This window comes from Paraburkholderia sp. D1E (assembly GCF_052682275.1).
In genome coordinates this window covers 3627428-3640601 of record NZ_JBQYMB010000001.1, presented here as the reverse complement: position 1 = coordinate 3640601, position 13174 = coordinate 3627428, and the positions used below count along the sequence as shown (strand labels likewise).

12 protein-coding genes are annotated in these 13174 nt (G+C 61.7%); 5 read left to right on the top strand and 7 right to left on the bottom strand.

Annotated elements, in window-relative coordinates:
- Positions 1-10 precede the first annotated feature (10 nt).
- The 4 genes from ACUN0E_RS16360 to ACUN0E_RS16345 form a co-directional block, all read right to left on the bottom strand.
- Positions 11-997: an ABC transporter permease gene (locus ACUN0E_RS16360; RefSeq protein WP_408229663.1), complete on the bottom strand. Its 987-nt coding sequence runs from the start codon at positions 995-997 to the stop codon at positions 11-13.
- 150 nt (positions 998-1147) lie between these two features.
- Positions 1148-2152, bottom strand: coding sequence for a sugar ABC transporter substrate-binding protein (locus ACUN0E_RS16355; protein ID WP_408229666.1), 1005 nt, complete (start codon positions 2150-2152; stop codon positions 1148-1150).
- A gap of 478 nt (positions 2153-2630) precedes the next feature.
- Complete coding sequence (locus ACUN0E_RS16350) at positions 2631-3392, bottom strand: flagellar brake protein (protein ID WP_445567259.1); 762 nt, start codon at positions 3390-3392, stop codon at positions 2631-2633.
- 275 nt (positions 3393-3667) lie between these two features.
- The gene (locus tag ACUN0E_RS16345; protein ID WP_445567258.1) at positions 3668-4705 is read right to left on the bottom strand and encodes a LacI family DNA-binding transcriptional regulator; all 1038 of its coding nucleotides are present in this window, start codon (positions 4703-4705) and stop codon (positions 3668-3670) included.
- Positions 4706-4897: 192 nt separating this feature from the next.
- Between ACUN0E_RS16345 and ACUN0E_RS16340 the strand changes: the two genes are divergently transcribed.
- The 5 genes from ACUN0E_RS16340 (at position 4898) to ACUN0E_RS16320 (ending at position 11313) form a co-directional block, all read left to right on the top strand.
- The gene (locus ACUN0E_RS16340) at positions 4898-6055 is read left to right on the top strand and encodes an ABC transporter ATP-binding protein (RefSeq protein WP_445567257.1); all 1158 of its coding nucleotides are present in this window, start codon (positions 4898-4900) and stop codon (positions 6053-6055) included.
- An 11-nt stretch (positions 6056-6066) separates the two neighbouring features.
- Positions 6067-8061, top strand: a complete 1995-nt coding sequence (locus tag ACUN0E_RS16335; protein ID WP_445567256.1) for a beta-galactosidase — start codon at positions 6067-6069, stop codon at positions 8059-8061.
- Between the two features lie 74 nt (positions 8062-8135).
- Positions 8136-9389, top strand: a complete 1254-nt coding sequence (locus tag ACUN0E_RS16330; protein ID WP_445567255.1) for an ABC transporter substrate-binding protein — start codon at positions 8136-8138, stop codon at positions 9387-9389.
- 63 nt (positions 9390-9452) lie between these two features.
- Positions 9453-10451, top strand: a complete 999-nt coding sequence (locus ACUN0E_RS16325; protein ID WP_445567254.1) for a carbohydrate ABC transporter permease — start codon at positions 9453-9455, stop codon at positions 10449-10451.
- A gap of 10 nt (positions 10452-10461) precedes the next feature.
- Positions 10462-11313, top strand: coding sequence for a carbohydrate ABC transporter permease (locus ACUN0E_RS16320; protein ID WP_408335231.1), 852 nt, complete (start codon positions 10462-10464; stop codon positions 11311-11313).
- A 76-nt stretch (positions 11314-11389) separates the two neighbouring features.
- Here the strand turns inward: ACUN0E_RS16320 and ACUN0E_RS16315 are convergent, their stop codons facing one another.
- Genes ACUN0E_RS16315 through ACUN0E_RS16305 form a run of 3 tightly spaced genes read right to left on the bottom strand, consistent with a single transcriptional unit; the run spans position 11390 to position 13162 of the window.
- Positions 11390-12127 carry an energy transducer TonB gene (locus ACUN0E_RS16315; RefSeq protein WP_445567253.1) on the bottom strand — a complete coding sequence of 246 codons (738 nt, stop codon included), beginning with the start codon at positions 12125-12127 and terminating at the stop codon, positions 11390-11392.
- Complete coding sequence (locus tag ACUN0E_RS16310) at positions 12120-12518, bottom strand: ExbD/TolR family protein (RefSeq protein ID WP_445567252.1); 399 nt, start codon at positions 12516-12518, stop codon at positions 12120-12122. The genes ACUN0E_RS16315 and ACUN0E_RS16310 overlap by 8 nt, the downstream gene beginning before the upstream one ends.
- Positions 12515-13162, bottom strand: a complete 648-nt coding sequence (locus ACUN0E_RS16305; protein ID WP_408508889.1) for a MotA/TolQ/ExbB proton channel family protein — start codon at positions 13160-13162, stop codon at positions 12515-12517. The genes ACUN0E_RS16310 and ACUN0E_RS16305 overlap by 4 nt, the downstream gene beginning before the upstream one ends.
- Between the last annotated feature and the right edge of the window lie 12 nt (positions 13163-13174).

The following is a 13174-nucleotide window of genomic DNA, read 5'->3' as shown; positions in this document are numbered from 1 at the left end:
TGTTAATTGCTCAGCCGCGACGATGGGAAAGTTTGTCCGCGGCGACCGCGAGAATCACGAGCATGCCGGTGATCAACACCTGGTAGACCGAAGAGACGCCGATCAGCGTCAAACCATTGCGAAACACGCCGACAATCAGCGCGCCAAGCAGCGTGCCGGTAATCGAGCCGCGTCCGCCGAACAGACTGGTGCCGCCGAGTACCACGGCGGTAATGCTGTCGAGGTTCTCGGTTTGTCCCGCCTGCGGATCGCCGACGCCGGTACGCGACACCGACAACAGCGCGGCGATGCCGTAGATCGCACCGGCCAGCGAATACACGGTAAGCAGGATCTTTTGCGACGAGAGACCCATCAGGCGAGCCGCCTCGGGGTTATTGCCGAGTGCATACAGATGCCGGCCGGGCACGGTGTCGCGCAGAACGAACCATGTCACCACGTACATCAGCAGCGTGAGCACGGTGCCGTAGGTGACGTCGGCGGGGCCGAGTTTGAACGTGTTGCCGAGGAACATGATCGCGTCCGGCAGGTTCGAGACACTCTCCGCGTTCGAATAGATCTGCGTGAGCGCGAACGCAATGTTCAGCGTACCCAGCGTGACGATAAAAGCCGGCAACTTGATCCGCGTGATCAGCACGCCGTTGAGCGCACCGAACAGCGCGCTTGCGGCGATGCCGCACAGAATCGCGAGAACGGGCGGTACGCCCAGTGTGACCGCGAATTTGGTCATGATGATCGAGCCGAACGCCATCACCATCCCGCACGACAGATCGATCCCGCCTGTCAGCACGATCAGCGTCTGGCCGATGGCGATGACGGCGACCACCATCGTCTGTTGCAGGATCAGCGAGAGGTTCTGGAACGACAGGAACCGGTTGCTCTGCGAAATGAAGAAGCCGCAGGCCAGAAGCAGGGCGATCAGCGGTCCGATTTCAGCGAGCGACGGTAAGCGTTCGCTGAAGGGGCGCGAGTGGCTGGCGGGCGCGGAAGGAGTCGACATGATAGGTGTCCTGGATACATGAACGTGGCGTGCAGGCCATGGGGTAAGCACGGGGGCCAGCCATCTGGGGGCCGGCCATCCGGGGGCCGGCCATCCGGTAACTGGCGGTCCATCGGCGGCCCAGCAAAGTGGGCCGCGGTTCGATGCGCGTTACTTGTTGCCCCAGCAGTTGTCGAGGCCGAACTTCGTATCCTTGCTGTCGACGCCGGACATCGGCTTGTCGGTGATCAGCGTCACGCCCGTGTCCTGATAGCCGGAGACCTTCTTGCCGGTCTTCGCGTACTCGACGCCCGCCGTCACGCCGAGCGCGGCCATCTTCAATGGATACTGCTGCGAGGTCGCGGCAATCGCGCCGGCCTTCACATTGCGTACGCCTTCGCAGCCGCCGTCGATGGAAACGATCATCACGCTCTTATCCTTGCCCGCAGCTTTGAGCGCGCGATACGCACCCGCTGCGGCCGGTTCGTTGATCGTGTAGACCACATTGATATCCGGTGATTTCTGCAGGCAGTTTTCCATCGCCGTCTGGCCCTTCGCCTGGTCGCCACGAGTGTCCTGGCTGCAGACGATCGACGGATCGCCTTCCTTCACGCCGAAGCCTTCCAGGAAGCCGTTATGACGCAGCACGCCGACCGATACGCCGGGTGCAAGGTCGAGCGTGGCGATCTTCGCGGGCTTGCCGTTCATGGCGGCTTTCGCGTACTTGCCGATCAGCACGCCGGCTTTGAAGTTGTCGGTGGCGAAGAGGGCGTCAGTGGCGTCTTGCGGGTCGGTCGGCGTGTCGAGCGCGATCACCATTACACCGGCCGCGCGCGCTTTCTTGATGCTCGGCACGATCGCCTTGGTGTCGCTCGGCGTGATCAGAATGGCTTTGGCACCGGCCGTCATCATGTTTTCGATGGCGGTGACCTGGCTCGCGTTGTCGCCGTCGAACTTGCCGGCGGCGGTGAGCAGCTTGGCGCCGTCTTTCGAGGCGGCCGCTTCGGCGCCCTGTTTCATCTTCACGAAGAACGGGTTCGTGTCGGTCTTGGTGATGAGGCCGACGACAGGCTGGTCGGCCGCCTGGCTCGCGCTCGCACACCACACGGCCGATGCCGCTACGCACATGGACACGATTTTCCTGGTGACAGGGTGCCTGCGGGAATTCAGATTCATGGGACGCTCCTCCGGTTATTGGCAACGACGTTGTGGACTGCGGGCGGTTGCACACGCCAACGCTGCGCGCTTGCAACCTGTTTGCAACCTGATTGGGGACCGGGTTTGGAACCCGATGCCATTCCAGGGCAATCCGAAGCGGACCGCCTAAATCACTTGGATTGATTTAGTACAGCAGGCGTGCGGACGCTCGTCAAGAAAACGATTGAGGTGCACGTTGACATGCGGAACCGGCCGGGAGGGCGGAATGGCTTATGGGGCGGGGCTTGGCGAGTGTAATGCGGTGCGAGATCGAACCGGGAAACTTGGGGAAAGTCCTGGCTCGATTGAAGGTGAATTGAAATCTTAAGGTGTCGTTCTCGAACGTATTGGCTGGCGTCGTGAAGATTTTCAGTAGTGGCTGAAAACAACGATTCTCACAGCGATGACCGCAAACCTGATCAATGCTGTGAGAATCGCGGCGCGCTCCCGAGGGTGCTTACCGGCGCGGCACGAGCGTTTGACGCTTCGTTTCGAGTTGGGTGACGACACGTTGCAAGGTGCGTTCCGCCGGCCCCGGTGTCTGCACGAACTTGCAGCCGATGACGAAGCGCCGGTCGCCCTTCGGCGTAGTTAATTGCCGCGGCGCGACGATTTCCAGATCGAGCCGCAGCGTGCCGAAGCTGCCGAGTTGCAGCGTCACGTCGCGTAATACGGTGCCGCTTTCAAGCGAGCCGAAATGCTCATCGGCGGTTTTCAACGCCACGCCGCCCAATGAAAGGTCCTGCAGTTCCAGCCGGAACGAACCGCCGTCCACATAGGGTCCGCTGGCGATGTACGGATCCAGCACGGGCGTTTGCACACGGAAGAATTCGCGGCGTTGAACGTAGTACAGCAGCGAAGGGAAGGCTGCCTCGAAGGCCGGGCGTCCTTCGAACATGATTGGGTTTGCGTTGAGTGTCGTGAATTCCGTGCGAATGCCACCTGGCAAACTGCGGAAGATCAACTGGCGCGCAGCCGGAAGCGCGTAATTGTCGGCATCGACACTGCCGGCGTCGAAGATAAAGCGGGCATTGCGTGAGTCGACATCGAGCACTTGCGTAACGATCTGGCGGCCGTTGAATTCCACCGTCACGAAGTCCTGTCCGGCCATCAGCTTGCGCAGGCAAACTGCGATTTGCAGGGGGTGGCGCTGCGCGAAAGTCGAGTCTGCGTCGGTGAACTGTTCGGCGACATCGGCGTCCAGAAGAGCGGCAATCATTTGAGTATCCATGCTTGTTATGGCCTTGGCCCGGCCGGTTTGGGGGAGCGCAAGCGGCATGTGAGTCGTGCCGGCGCTCGGCCTTTTCCTGCTTTATTGCAGGGACCGTGCCAACTGCATGGATGGACTGATCGGAGCGATATTTTTGTCGCGGAACCGCTTGATACGGGCGTTTGCGGGCGGTAGCCTGGAAGGCGGGGATGGGCGTATGCAGGGTTCGCTACGTAACGTCCTCGATACCGTTACGGCCACACGAGCGCACTCGCCCGCATCATTCAACGCGCCTGACGCGCCACTCCGGTCGATGCGCGCACAACCAGTTGCGGCGGGGAGGAAATCCGCATCGGCACGCTTGCGGCGGCCTCGCGACCCGCTTGCCCGTACGAGGATTCGATCAGTTCGCGCAACAGCGATACCGCGAGTCCGGCGACTTCGACGGTCGGCACGGCGACCGTCGTCAACGCGGGCCGTGACTCGCGCGCCAGTTGAATATCGGTAATGCCGACCACGGATAGATCGCCCGGCACGTTCAGACCGAGATCGGCGGCCGCGTGCATTGCGCCGAGCGCCGGCAGATCGTTGGTCGCGAAGATCGCGGTGAGTGTTGGATCGACCTCCAGCAGCGCGCGCGCCGCGGTGTAGCCGCCTTGTATCGTATCGGGCGCATGCTTGACGGGGCTTCCGGGCGCACCGGCCGCACGCACTGCTTCGGCAAATCCTTCGTAACGGGCCGCGTGAATGCCCGAGGCCTTGCTGCCGACAACCGCGCCGATCCGCCGATGCCCGAGCTCCAGCAGATGCGTGCCGGCCAATTCGCCAGCCAGACGAAAATCGACCGCGACGCACGGCAGCCCCGGCGATTCGTTAGGCCGCTCCCACATGCACAACACCACGGGCGTGCCGCGCGACTCGGTCGTATGAAGGTCCGCAAAATCGAGGTTCGCATTCGTCACCAGCACGCCCTCGGAGAGCGTCCCCGCGATCTGGTCGAGATACGCCCGCCCGATCAGCGGATCTTCATTCGTGTTGCAGATGATCACGAAGTGGCCGCTGCTGCGCGCCGCGTGCTCGACCGCGAGCGCGAACTCCGGATAGAACGGGTTGGCAATGCTCGACACCATCAACGCCAGCGTCGGCGCGCGACCCTCGGCGAGCGCGCGGGCGGCCAGATGCGGGCGGTAGCCGAGCGCCTGGATGGCGTCCAGCACGCGCTGCCGGGTGGCCGCGCCGACCCGGCCGCGATTGCGCAGTACATTCGATACCGTGGCAGGGGTGACGCCGGCGTAACGCGCGACTTCGCTAAGTGTGGACATGGCCTGTCAATATTTGGGATGACTGTTCGATATTTGCATCGTAGCCAAAGGCGCGGCACCATTTGCCGCACAGACAAAAACGATATCGGAGACAGGTAAGGCCCCACGATCGCATGCGATCGATTTTTTAGGCTTTACTGATTAAGCGCTTAATCTCCGACATCGAGCCGATTAAATCACGGAGTCGATGCGATGGCGAGCATTTCGTTGAAAGGCGTGCAGAAGGCGTATGGCGACGGCGCGCTGGTGATCCGCGACGTCGATCTGGAGATCGGGGAAAACGAGTTTTGCGTGTTTCTCGGCCCGTCCGGCTGCGGCAAGTCCACCTTGCTGCGCATGATTGCGGGCCTCGAAGACGTGACCGACGGCGACCTGTCGATCGCCGGCCGCCTCGTCAACGACGTCCCGGCGGCGCAGCGCGGCGTGGCGATGGTGTTTCAGAGCTACGCGCTGTTTCCGCATATGACCGTGTTCGAGAACATGGCATTCGGCCTGAAGCTGGCTAAAACCCCGAAACACGAAATCGACCGCAAGGTGCGCGAAGCCGCGCGCATCCTGCAACTGGAGGCGCTGCTCGAGCGCCTGCCGAAAGCATTGTCCGGCGGCCAGCGTCAGCGTGTGGCGATTGGCCGGGCCATCGTGCGTGAACCTGGCGTGTTTCTGTTCGACGAACCCCTCTCCAATCTCGACGCGACGCTGCGCGGCCAGACCCGCGTCGAAATCGCGCGGCTGCATAAGCAGTTCGCCAAAGCCAGTGTCGTGTATGTCACTCACGATCAGATCGAAGCCATGACCCTTGCCGACAAGATCGTGCTGCTGCACGCCGGCAAGGACACCGAGCGCTACGGCAGCATCGCGCAGATCGGCGCGCCGCTCGAGTTGTACCACCGTCCCAGGAGCCGCTTCGTCGCCGGTTTCATCGGCTCGCCGCGCATGAACTTTTTGCCGGGGCGGGTGGCGTCGGTCGATCCGCAAGGCGTGGTTATCACACTCGATCACACAGACGAAAAAGTGCGCGTGCCGGTCAGCGGCGATGGGCTCCAGACGTCGCAAGCCGTCACGCTAGGTGTACGCCCTGAACACCTGGAATTCATCAATGCGGCCGCGTCTGAAAACGCGCAGGACGCCGTTCTGACTCGCACGGTGTCCCTCGTCGAACAGCTCGGCGAGCACAGCTATGTCCACCTCGATCATCCCGGCGCTGCCGCGCTGATCGCCAAGGCGCCGGGCGACACGCGCCTCGCACCGGGTGACCGTGCGAGCTTGCGCGTCCCGAGCCGCGCCTGCCATTTGTTTACCGAAGACGGCTTTGCCGCCGCTTCGCTCGAATCCGTCGAACACTACGCATAAAGGACATTCGGATGCGCCTTGGAGTCTGTTATTACCCGGAACACTGGCCGGAGTCGATGTGGGAAGACGACGCTCGCCGGATGAAGACACTCGGCATCGAACAGGTGCGGATCGCCGAATTCGCATGGAGCCGGATGGAGCCGACGCCTGGCGAATACGACTGGGGCTGGCTGGATCGCGCGGTGGACGTACTCGGCGCGACTGGTCTGCAGGTCGTCATGTGCACGCCGACGGCGACGCCGCCCAAGTGGCTGATCGACCGTCATCCGGACATTCTGCCGATCGGCGCGGACGGCCGCCCGCGCGCGTTCGGCTCACGCCGTCATTACGATTTCTCGTCGCCTTCGTATTTCGCCGCGTCGCAACGGATCTGCACGGCGGTCGCCGAGCGTTACGGCAAGCATCCGGCTGTCGCGTACTGGCAGACCGATAACGAATTCGGTTGCCATCACACAGTACTCAGTTATTCGCAGGCGGCGGTGGGGCGCTTTCGCGAGTGGCTCAAGGCACGCTATCAAACCGTAGAAGAACTGAACCGTGCATGGGGTACGGTGTTCTGGAGCATGGAATATCGCAGTTTCGACGAGATCGACGCGCCGGTGGCGACCGTCACCGAAGCGCACCCGTCGCACCGGCTCGATTACCGGCGCTTCGCTTCAGATGAAGTGGCGCGCTACAACCGCATGCAGGTGGAGATCATCCGCGCGCATTCGCCGGGGCGGCCGGTCGCGCACAACTTCATGCAGCTCTTTACCGAGTTCGATCACTACAAGGTTGCGGCCGATCTCGATGTCGCGGCATGGGACAGCTATCCGCTGGGCGGCCTCGAGGAGCAGTGGTTTGCGCCGGACGTGAAGGCGCGCTGGCTACGGAGCGGGCATCCCGACTTCGCGTCGTTCAATCATGACGTGTACCGCGGCATGTCGAAGCTGCCGTTCTGGGTGATGGAGCAGCAGCCGGGGCCGGTGAACTGGGCGCAGTGGAATCCGGCGCCGCTGCCTGGCATGGTGCGGCTGTGGAGTTGGGAGGCGTTCGCGCACGGCGCGGGCTGTGTGTCGTATTTCCGCTGGCGCCAGGCGCCGTTTGCGCAGGAACAGATGCACGCCGGCTTGAATACGCCCGACAACCGGCTCGACGTGGGCGGCAATGAAGCTGCGCAGGTCGCCGCCGAGATTCGCACGGTGCTTGCCGCGAACGCCGACGCCAATGCTTCGATTCGCTCAAAGGTCGCACTCGTCTACGACTATGAAGCGAAGTGGCTCTTCGAGATTCATCCTCAAGGTGCGGACTTTCACTATCCGCGTTTCGCGTTCGAGTATTACTCGGCGCTGCGTGCGCTCGGGCTCGACGTCGATATCGTGCCGGTCGATGCGCCGCTCGATGGCTATCGTCTGATCGTCGTGCCGCCGCTGCCGGTTGTGCCCGCCGATTTCGCCGCGCGGCTTGCAAGCTCGGGCGCGCAAGTCGTGCTCGGTCCGCGCACCGGTTCGAAGACTCAGGATTTGCAGATTCCGGCGAACCTGCCGCCGGGTGCTCTTGCCGCGGTGATGCCGCTGCGCGTGTGGCGTGTCGAATCGATGCGGCCGAATGTGACCGAAGCGGTGCGCCTTGCGGACAGCAAGGACGCGGCCGCGGAAGATGGCGTAGCGCGCCACTGGCGCGATTTCATCGATGTCGGCAGCCCTGCACCGGACTTGCTCGACGTGCGTGCCCATTTCGCCGACGGCCATCCCGCCTATGTAACAAGCGGCGCGTTTCATTACTTCGCGGGCCTGTTCGACGACGCACTTACGGTCCGCCTGTTTGCACAGATCGCCGGGGAAGCGGGCGTCGACACGATGTCGCTCGGTGACAGCGTGCGCATCAGCCGACGTGGCGCGCTGACCTACGTGTTGAACTACGGCGATCAGACCCACACGCTTGCCAATGTCGCCGACGCTGCTTTCGTGATCGGCTCACGCGTGATCGAACCACAGGGTGTGGCCGTTTATCGATCGAACACATGATTTGAAGCGCTGAACGAAGGATTCCATGCAGTAACAACAACGACGCAAAATCAAGGAATAAAGGAGACGGCAATATGGCACTGAAACCTCGCAGGATTCTGCTGGCACTCGCGCTTGCCGCGGCGGCCACAGGCACATCCGTTGTCAGCACGGCGCAGGCCGGCACGCTCGCGGTCAACATCGCGTTCAAGGGCGCAAGTCAACGCGCCGTCTGGCAGTCGATCATCGACGACTTCAAGAAAACGCATCCCGGTACCGACGTGAAGGTGTCGTTCGTCGATGAAGAAGCGTACAAGGTGCAGTTGCCCGGTTGGCTCTCCACGGTCGCGCCCGATATCGTCAACTGGCATGACGGCGAGCGGATGGCGTATTACGCGCAGCGCGGCCTGTTCGACGATCTGAGCGGCGACTGGGCGAAGAACGGCTGGAACGACATGTATGCGTCGACGAAGGAAGCGTCGTCGTATAAGGGCAAGCAGTACGCCGCGCCGACCGTGTATTACTCGTGGGGCATGTTCTATCGCAAGGACCTGTTCCAGAAGGTCGGCATTACCGGCGAACCGAAAACGTGGGACCAGTTTCTCGACGACTGCAAGAAGCTGAAAGCAGCCGGCATTACGCCGATTGCCGTGGCAGGCCGTGATTCATGGACGCTGGCCGGCTGGTTCGATTACCTCGACCTGCGCCTGAATGGCAACGCGTTCCATCAGAAACTGATGGCGGGCGACATCGCGTACACCGATCCGCGTGTGAAGAAGGTCTACACGACGTGGAAGCAACTGATCGACGCCGGCTATTTCATCGACAACTCGCTCTCCTACGATCTGGATTCGGTACAGCCGTTCCTGTTCCAGGGCAAGGCCGCGATGATGCTGATGGGCACCTTCATTTCCGCGGGCTTTCCGCCGAACGTGAAACCGGAAATGGGTTACTTCCAGTTCCCGATCATCGACGCGAACGTGCCGACCGCCGAAGATGGCCCGGTCGAATCGCTGCATATTCCGTCTAAGGCGAAGAACAAGGCGGATGCGCATGCGTTCCTCGCGTTCGTCGAGACGCCGGAAAATGGCGCGAAGCTGGCGGTTGGGCTCGGCTCGCTGTCGGCGAACAGCAAATCGCCTGAGCCTGAGGATCCCATCTCGAAGATCGGCTTCCAGATTCTCTCGAACACGAAGGGCGGTATTGCGCAGTTCTACGATCGCGACATGACCAAGGAAATGGCCGACGAAGGAATGAAGGGGATGCAGCAATTCGTCTCCGATCCTTCAAAGCTTGACGACGTGCTCGCGCAACTCGAGCAGACGCGCAAGCGGATCTACAAGAAGTGAGCAACGGCGGCCCGTTGATGGGCCGCCCGCTTAAGCGTCAACTCGCTATCTTCGATCGGGAGAATGATCGTGTCGCACTCCGTCACCCGTCACACTGTTGGCGGCCCTGCCGACCCCGGTGGTTCTGGCTTTCCTGCACCGGGAGGACCGGCTTCGGGTGGAGCATTGCGCGGTGGGTCACCGCGTGTGGCACGCCGGCGCCGTCCATCACCGACCGCGCGCCGGCAGCGCCGAGCCGCCTTTCTGTTTCTCGCACCGGCCTGCGTGATGGTGGCGATCTACGTCGTGTGGCCGATCATCTCGACCATCCACCTGAGCTTTTTCAACTGGGACGGGATGACCGACCCGTCTTTCGTCGGTCTCGCAAATTACGTTGAGTTGTTCCATACGCAGACGTTTTACACCGCACTGAAGAACAACCTCATCTGGCTGCTGCTGTTTCTGCTTGCCCCGCCGATGGGGCTCGCCGTCGCCCTCTATCTGAACCAGGCGGTGGCCGGTATTCGCATCGTCAAATCATTGTTTTTCGCGCCATTCGTTTTATCGGGCGTGGTGGTCGGTTTGATATTTTCATGGTTCTACGACCCGACCTTTGGGTTGCTCGCGGTGATTCTCGGGCACGGCGTGCCGGTGCTCGGGGACCCCCGCTACGCTACCCTCGGCATCGTGTTTGCGGCACTGTGGCCGCAAACCGCGTATTGCATGATCCTCTATTTGACTGGTCTGACCTCGCTGAACGCCGAACAGATCGAGGCTGCGCGGATGGAGGGCGCGCGTGGCTGGTCGATGTTGTGGCACGTGATCCTGCCGCAATTGCGGCCCACCACATTCATGGCGATCGTTGTCACGGTGATCGGCGCGTTGCGCAGCTTCGATCTGATTTCGGTGATGACTGGCGGCGGCCCGTTTGAAAGTTCCACCGTGCTCGCGTATTACATGTATGACCAGGCGATCAAGTATTACCGCGTCGGCTATTCCGCGGCGGTGGCGGTCGTGCTGTTCGGGATCATGCTCGTGTACATCGTTTATCACTTGCGCCGCATGCTGCGCACCGAGCAATAAGGAGCCGATCATGTTTCCAATCCCGATCGACAAATGGAAGCCGGCTACGCGCCGTGTGTACAAACTGACGTTGCCGCTTGCGCTGCTGATCTGGCTGTTGCCAATGATCGCCGTTCTCGTGACCTCGGTGCGTTCGACGGAGGAACTGAGCGAGGGCAATTATTGGGGCTGGCCAAAGCATTTCGCGATGTTCGATAACTATCGCGAGGCGTTGACGACCTCGCCGATGCTGCATTACTTCTGGAACAGCGTATTGATTACGGTGCCCGCCGTGGTCGGCTCGATTGCACTCGCGGCGATGGCGGGATTCGCGCTGGCCATCTATCGGTTTCGCGGCAATTCGGCTTTGTTTGCGACCTTTGTCGCGGGCAATTTTGTCCCGGTGCAGGTGTTGATGATTCCGGTGCGGGATCTGTCGTTGCAACTCGGCTTATTCAATACGGTGGGCGCGTTGATTCTGTTCCACGTGTCGTTTCAGACGGGATTTTGTGCGCTATTTTTGCGCAATTTCATTAAGCAACTGCCGTTTGAACTGGTCGAAGCGGCGCGGATCGAAGGCGCCAATGAATGGACGGTGTTCTTCAGGATCGTATTGCCTCTGATTCGTCCCGCGCTTGCGGCTCTGGCGATTCTTGTGTTTACGTTCGTGTGGAATGACTACTTCTGGGCGCTGTGTCTGACGCAAGGCGACGATGCCGCGCCGATTACCGTAGGCGTCGCGGCTTTGAAGGGACAGTGGACCACCGCCTGGAATCTGGTGTCCGCCGGGTCGATTCTTGCCGCGTTGCCTTCGGTCGCGATGTTCTTTGCGATGCAGAAGCATTTTGTGGCCGGGTTGACGTTTGGGGCGACGAAGGGGTGAAACGAACGTTACGGAAACACATTCGCTCTATCGTTGCGGATGCCTTGCTACGGCCTGGAAGCTCGGGTGACACTCGCTAGTTCACATTGAAATGCACCCGGATATCCTGCCGGCTTTCCACCGGATGTCCGGCCTGCATTGCCGGAAAGAATCGCCATTTACGCAGCGTTTCAAGGAGGATCTGGTTGAGCCGCGGGTTGGATGTCGGCTTGATGAGATCAACCTGGACCGAGCCGTCGACGTGAATTGCGAAACGGGCCGTCGCGACGGTTTGATACGCCTGCTCGCGCAGGTCGTCGGGGAGTTCCGGCAACGGTTGGGAAATGGCGTGCGCCGCGGCATCGCCGGATGATCCGGCGTTTGCGCTTTCTTCTGCAGGTGCAGCAGCGCGCGCAGGCGGCTCGGCTGGCTGCTTCTGTTCCTCCGTTACGGGGGCCGATTGAGCCTGTGCAACGCTTTGCACCGATCGCATATCCGATTTCGAGGGCACACCTGGCGTCGCGTGTGCCGGGGTTGAGACGTGAGGGCGCGGATCGGCCGGTTGTCGTGGCTTTGCCGGAGTGATCGGCGCGGGCGTGGCGTGCGTAACCAGAGCCACGGAAGGAGCCGCAACCGGCGCCTTCGGAGGATCGAGCTCCACCAGCTGCATCTCGAGTGGCCTGGCAGGGGCATGTGCAGACGCCGATGGACCCAACCAATGCCCCAACTGAAACAGGAAGACGATCCATACGATGAGCGCGACCAGCACCGCTAGCGTAATCCGTATTTGCGGAGAATCGTCCACAGCGACCGCGAAGCGCATCCGGCTATTCACGATGCACTGCGATCAGAAACCGCTCAGCGCCGGCGCGGCGCGCGGCCAGCATCGCCTGAACGACCACGCCGTGGCCCGCTGCGTCGTCAGCGGCGATTACAACATTGCCGTCCGGTTGCAGCAGACGCTTTACCGTCGGCTCGATCTGATCGAGCCGAACCGCCTGACGATTCACGAATACCTCATTGCTGCTGTCCACCGAGATCGTCAGTGGCTCATGGGCTGTCATCTGTTGCGCGCGGCCGGCTGGGAGCTTAACCTTGAGCGCGTCGAGCCGCTGCATTGCGAGCGACGCGAGCATGAAGGTCGCCAGCAGAAAGAACATTACGTCGATCATCGGAATGATTTCGATGCGACCGCGCTTCGCCGCGCGTGAGCGTCTGAACCTCACGGCTGCGCTCCCGCAGACGGGGCGGCAAGACGGATTTCGCCGAGCCGTGCATTCGCGAACGATTCGAGCTCATCCATGAGGCGTTCAAGCCGGCGGGAGAAATAGTTGAACGCAAAGAGCGCGAACAATGCGACCACCAGGCCGATCGCGGTTGCCACCAATGATTGCGCCACACCGCCGGTCACGCCCCCCGGATCGACGAGACCATCGCCGCCGAACAACTGGAACGAATGCATCATGCCGACGATGGTGCCCAGCAACCCCAGCAAAGGCGCTGCCGTGACGATGGTCTCCAGCACCCAGAAACCTTTGCTCATGTCACGTTCGATTTGCGAGGCAACCGATTGCGCCTTGGCCTCGCGCAGCCACAGCGGTACGGAAGGATCGGGCGCCCACGGCGCGCTCATACGCCTGAACGCGTTCTGACTGGAGGCATCCTTTAATCTGCCGGCCCAGTCAAGCGCCGAGCCGGGCGCAGCGATTTCGTCTGTGCCACGCAGCGCGCCCGGTAACCGGCCAAAGCGCAGAAACACATAGATGCGATCGAGGGCGATTGCGACCGCCAGAATGGCGAGTATCGTCAGCGGATAGATAACCCATCCGCCTACGCGTACCGCCGCTAGAACGCTTGCCCAATCTTGCATGACCTACCTCTT

Excerpts from the sequence above, each read along its gene's own strand:
- ACUN0E_RS16360 (WP_408229663.1), bottom strand. The coding sequence starts at position 997 with ATGTCGACTCCTTCCGCGCCCGCCAGCCACTCGCGCCCCTTCAGCGAA.
- ACUN0E_RS16355 (WP_408229666.1), bottom strand. The coding sequence starts at position 2,152 with ATGAATCTGAATTCCCGCAGGCACCCTGTCACCAGGAAAATCGTGTCC.
- ACUN0E_RS16350 (WP_445567259.1), bottom strand. The coding sequence starts at position 3,392 with ATGATTGCCGCTCTTCTGGACGCCGATGTCGCCGAACAGTTCACCGAC.
- ACUN0E_RS16345 (WP_445567258.1), bottom strand. The coding sequence starts at position 4,705 with ATGTCCACACTTAGCGAAGTCGCGCGTTACGCCGGCGTCACCCCTGCC.
- ACUN0E_RS16340 (WP_445567257.1), top strand. The coding sequence starts at position 4,898 with ATGGCGAGCATTTCGTTGAAAGGCGTGCAGAAGGCGTATGGCGACGGC.
- ACUN0E_RS16335 (WP_445567256.1), top strand. The coding sequence starts at position 6,067 with ATGCGCCTTGGAGTCTGTTATTACCCGGAACACTGGCCGGAGTCGATG.
- ACUN0E_RS16330 (WP_445567255.1), top strand. The coding sequence starts at position 8,136 with ATGGCACTGAAACCTCGCAGGATTCTGCTGGCACTCGCGCTTGCCGCG.
- ACUN0E_RS16325 (WP_445567254.1), top strand. The coding sequence starts at position 9,453 with ATGATCGTGTCGCACTCCGTCACCCGTCACACTGTTGGCGGCCCTGCC.
- ACUN0E_RS16320 (WP_408335231.1), top strand. The coding sequence starts at position 10,462 with ATGTTTCCAATCCCGATCGACAAATGGAAGCCGGCTACGCGCCGTGTG.
- ACUN0E_RS16305 (WP_408508889.1), bottom strand. The coding sequence starts at position 13,162 with ATGCAAGATTGGGCAAGCGTTCTAGCGGCGGTACGCGTAGGCGGATGG.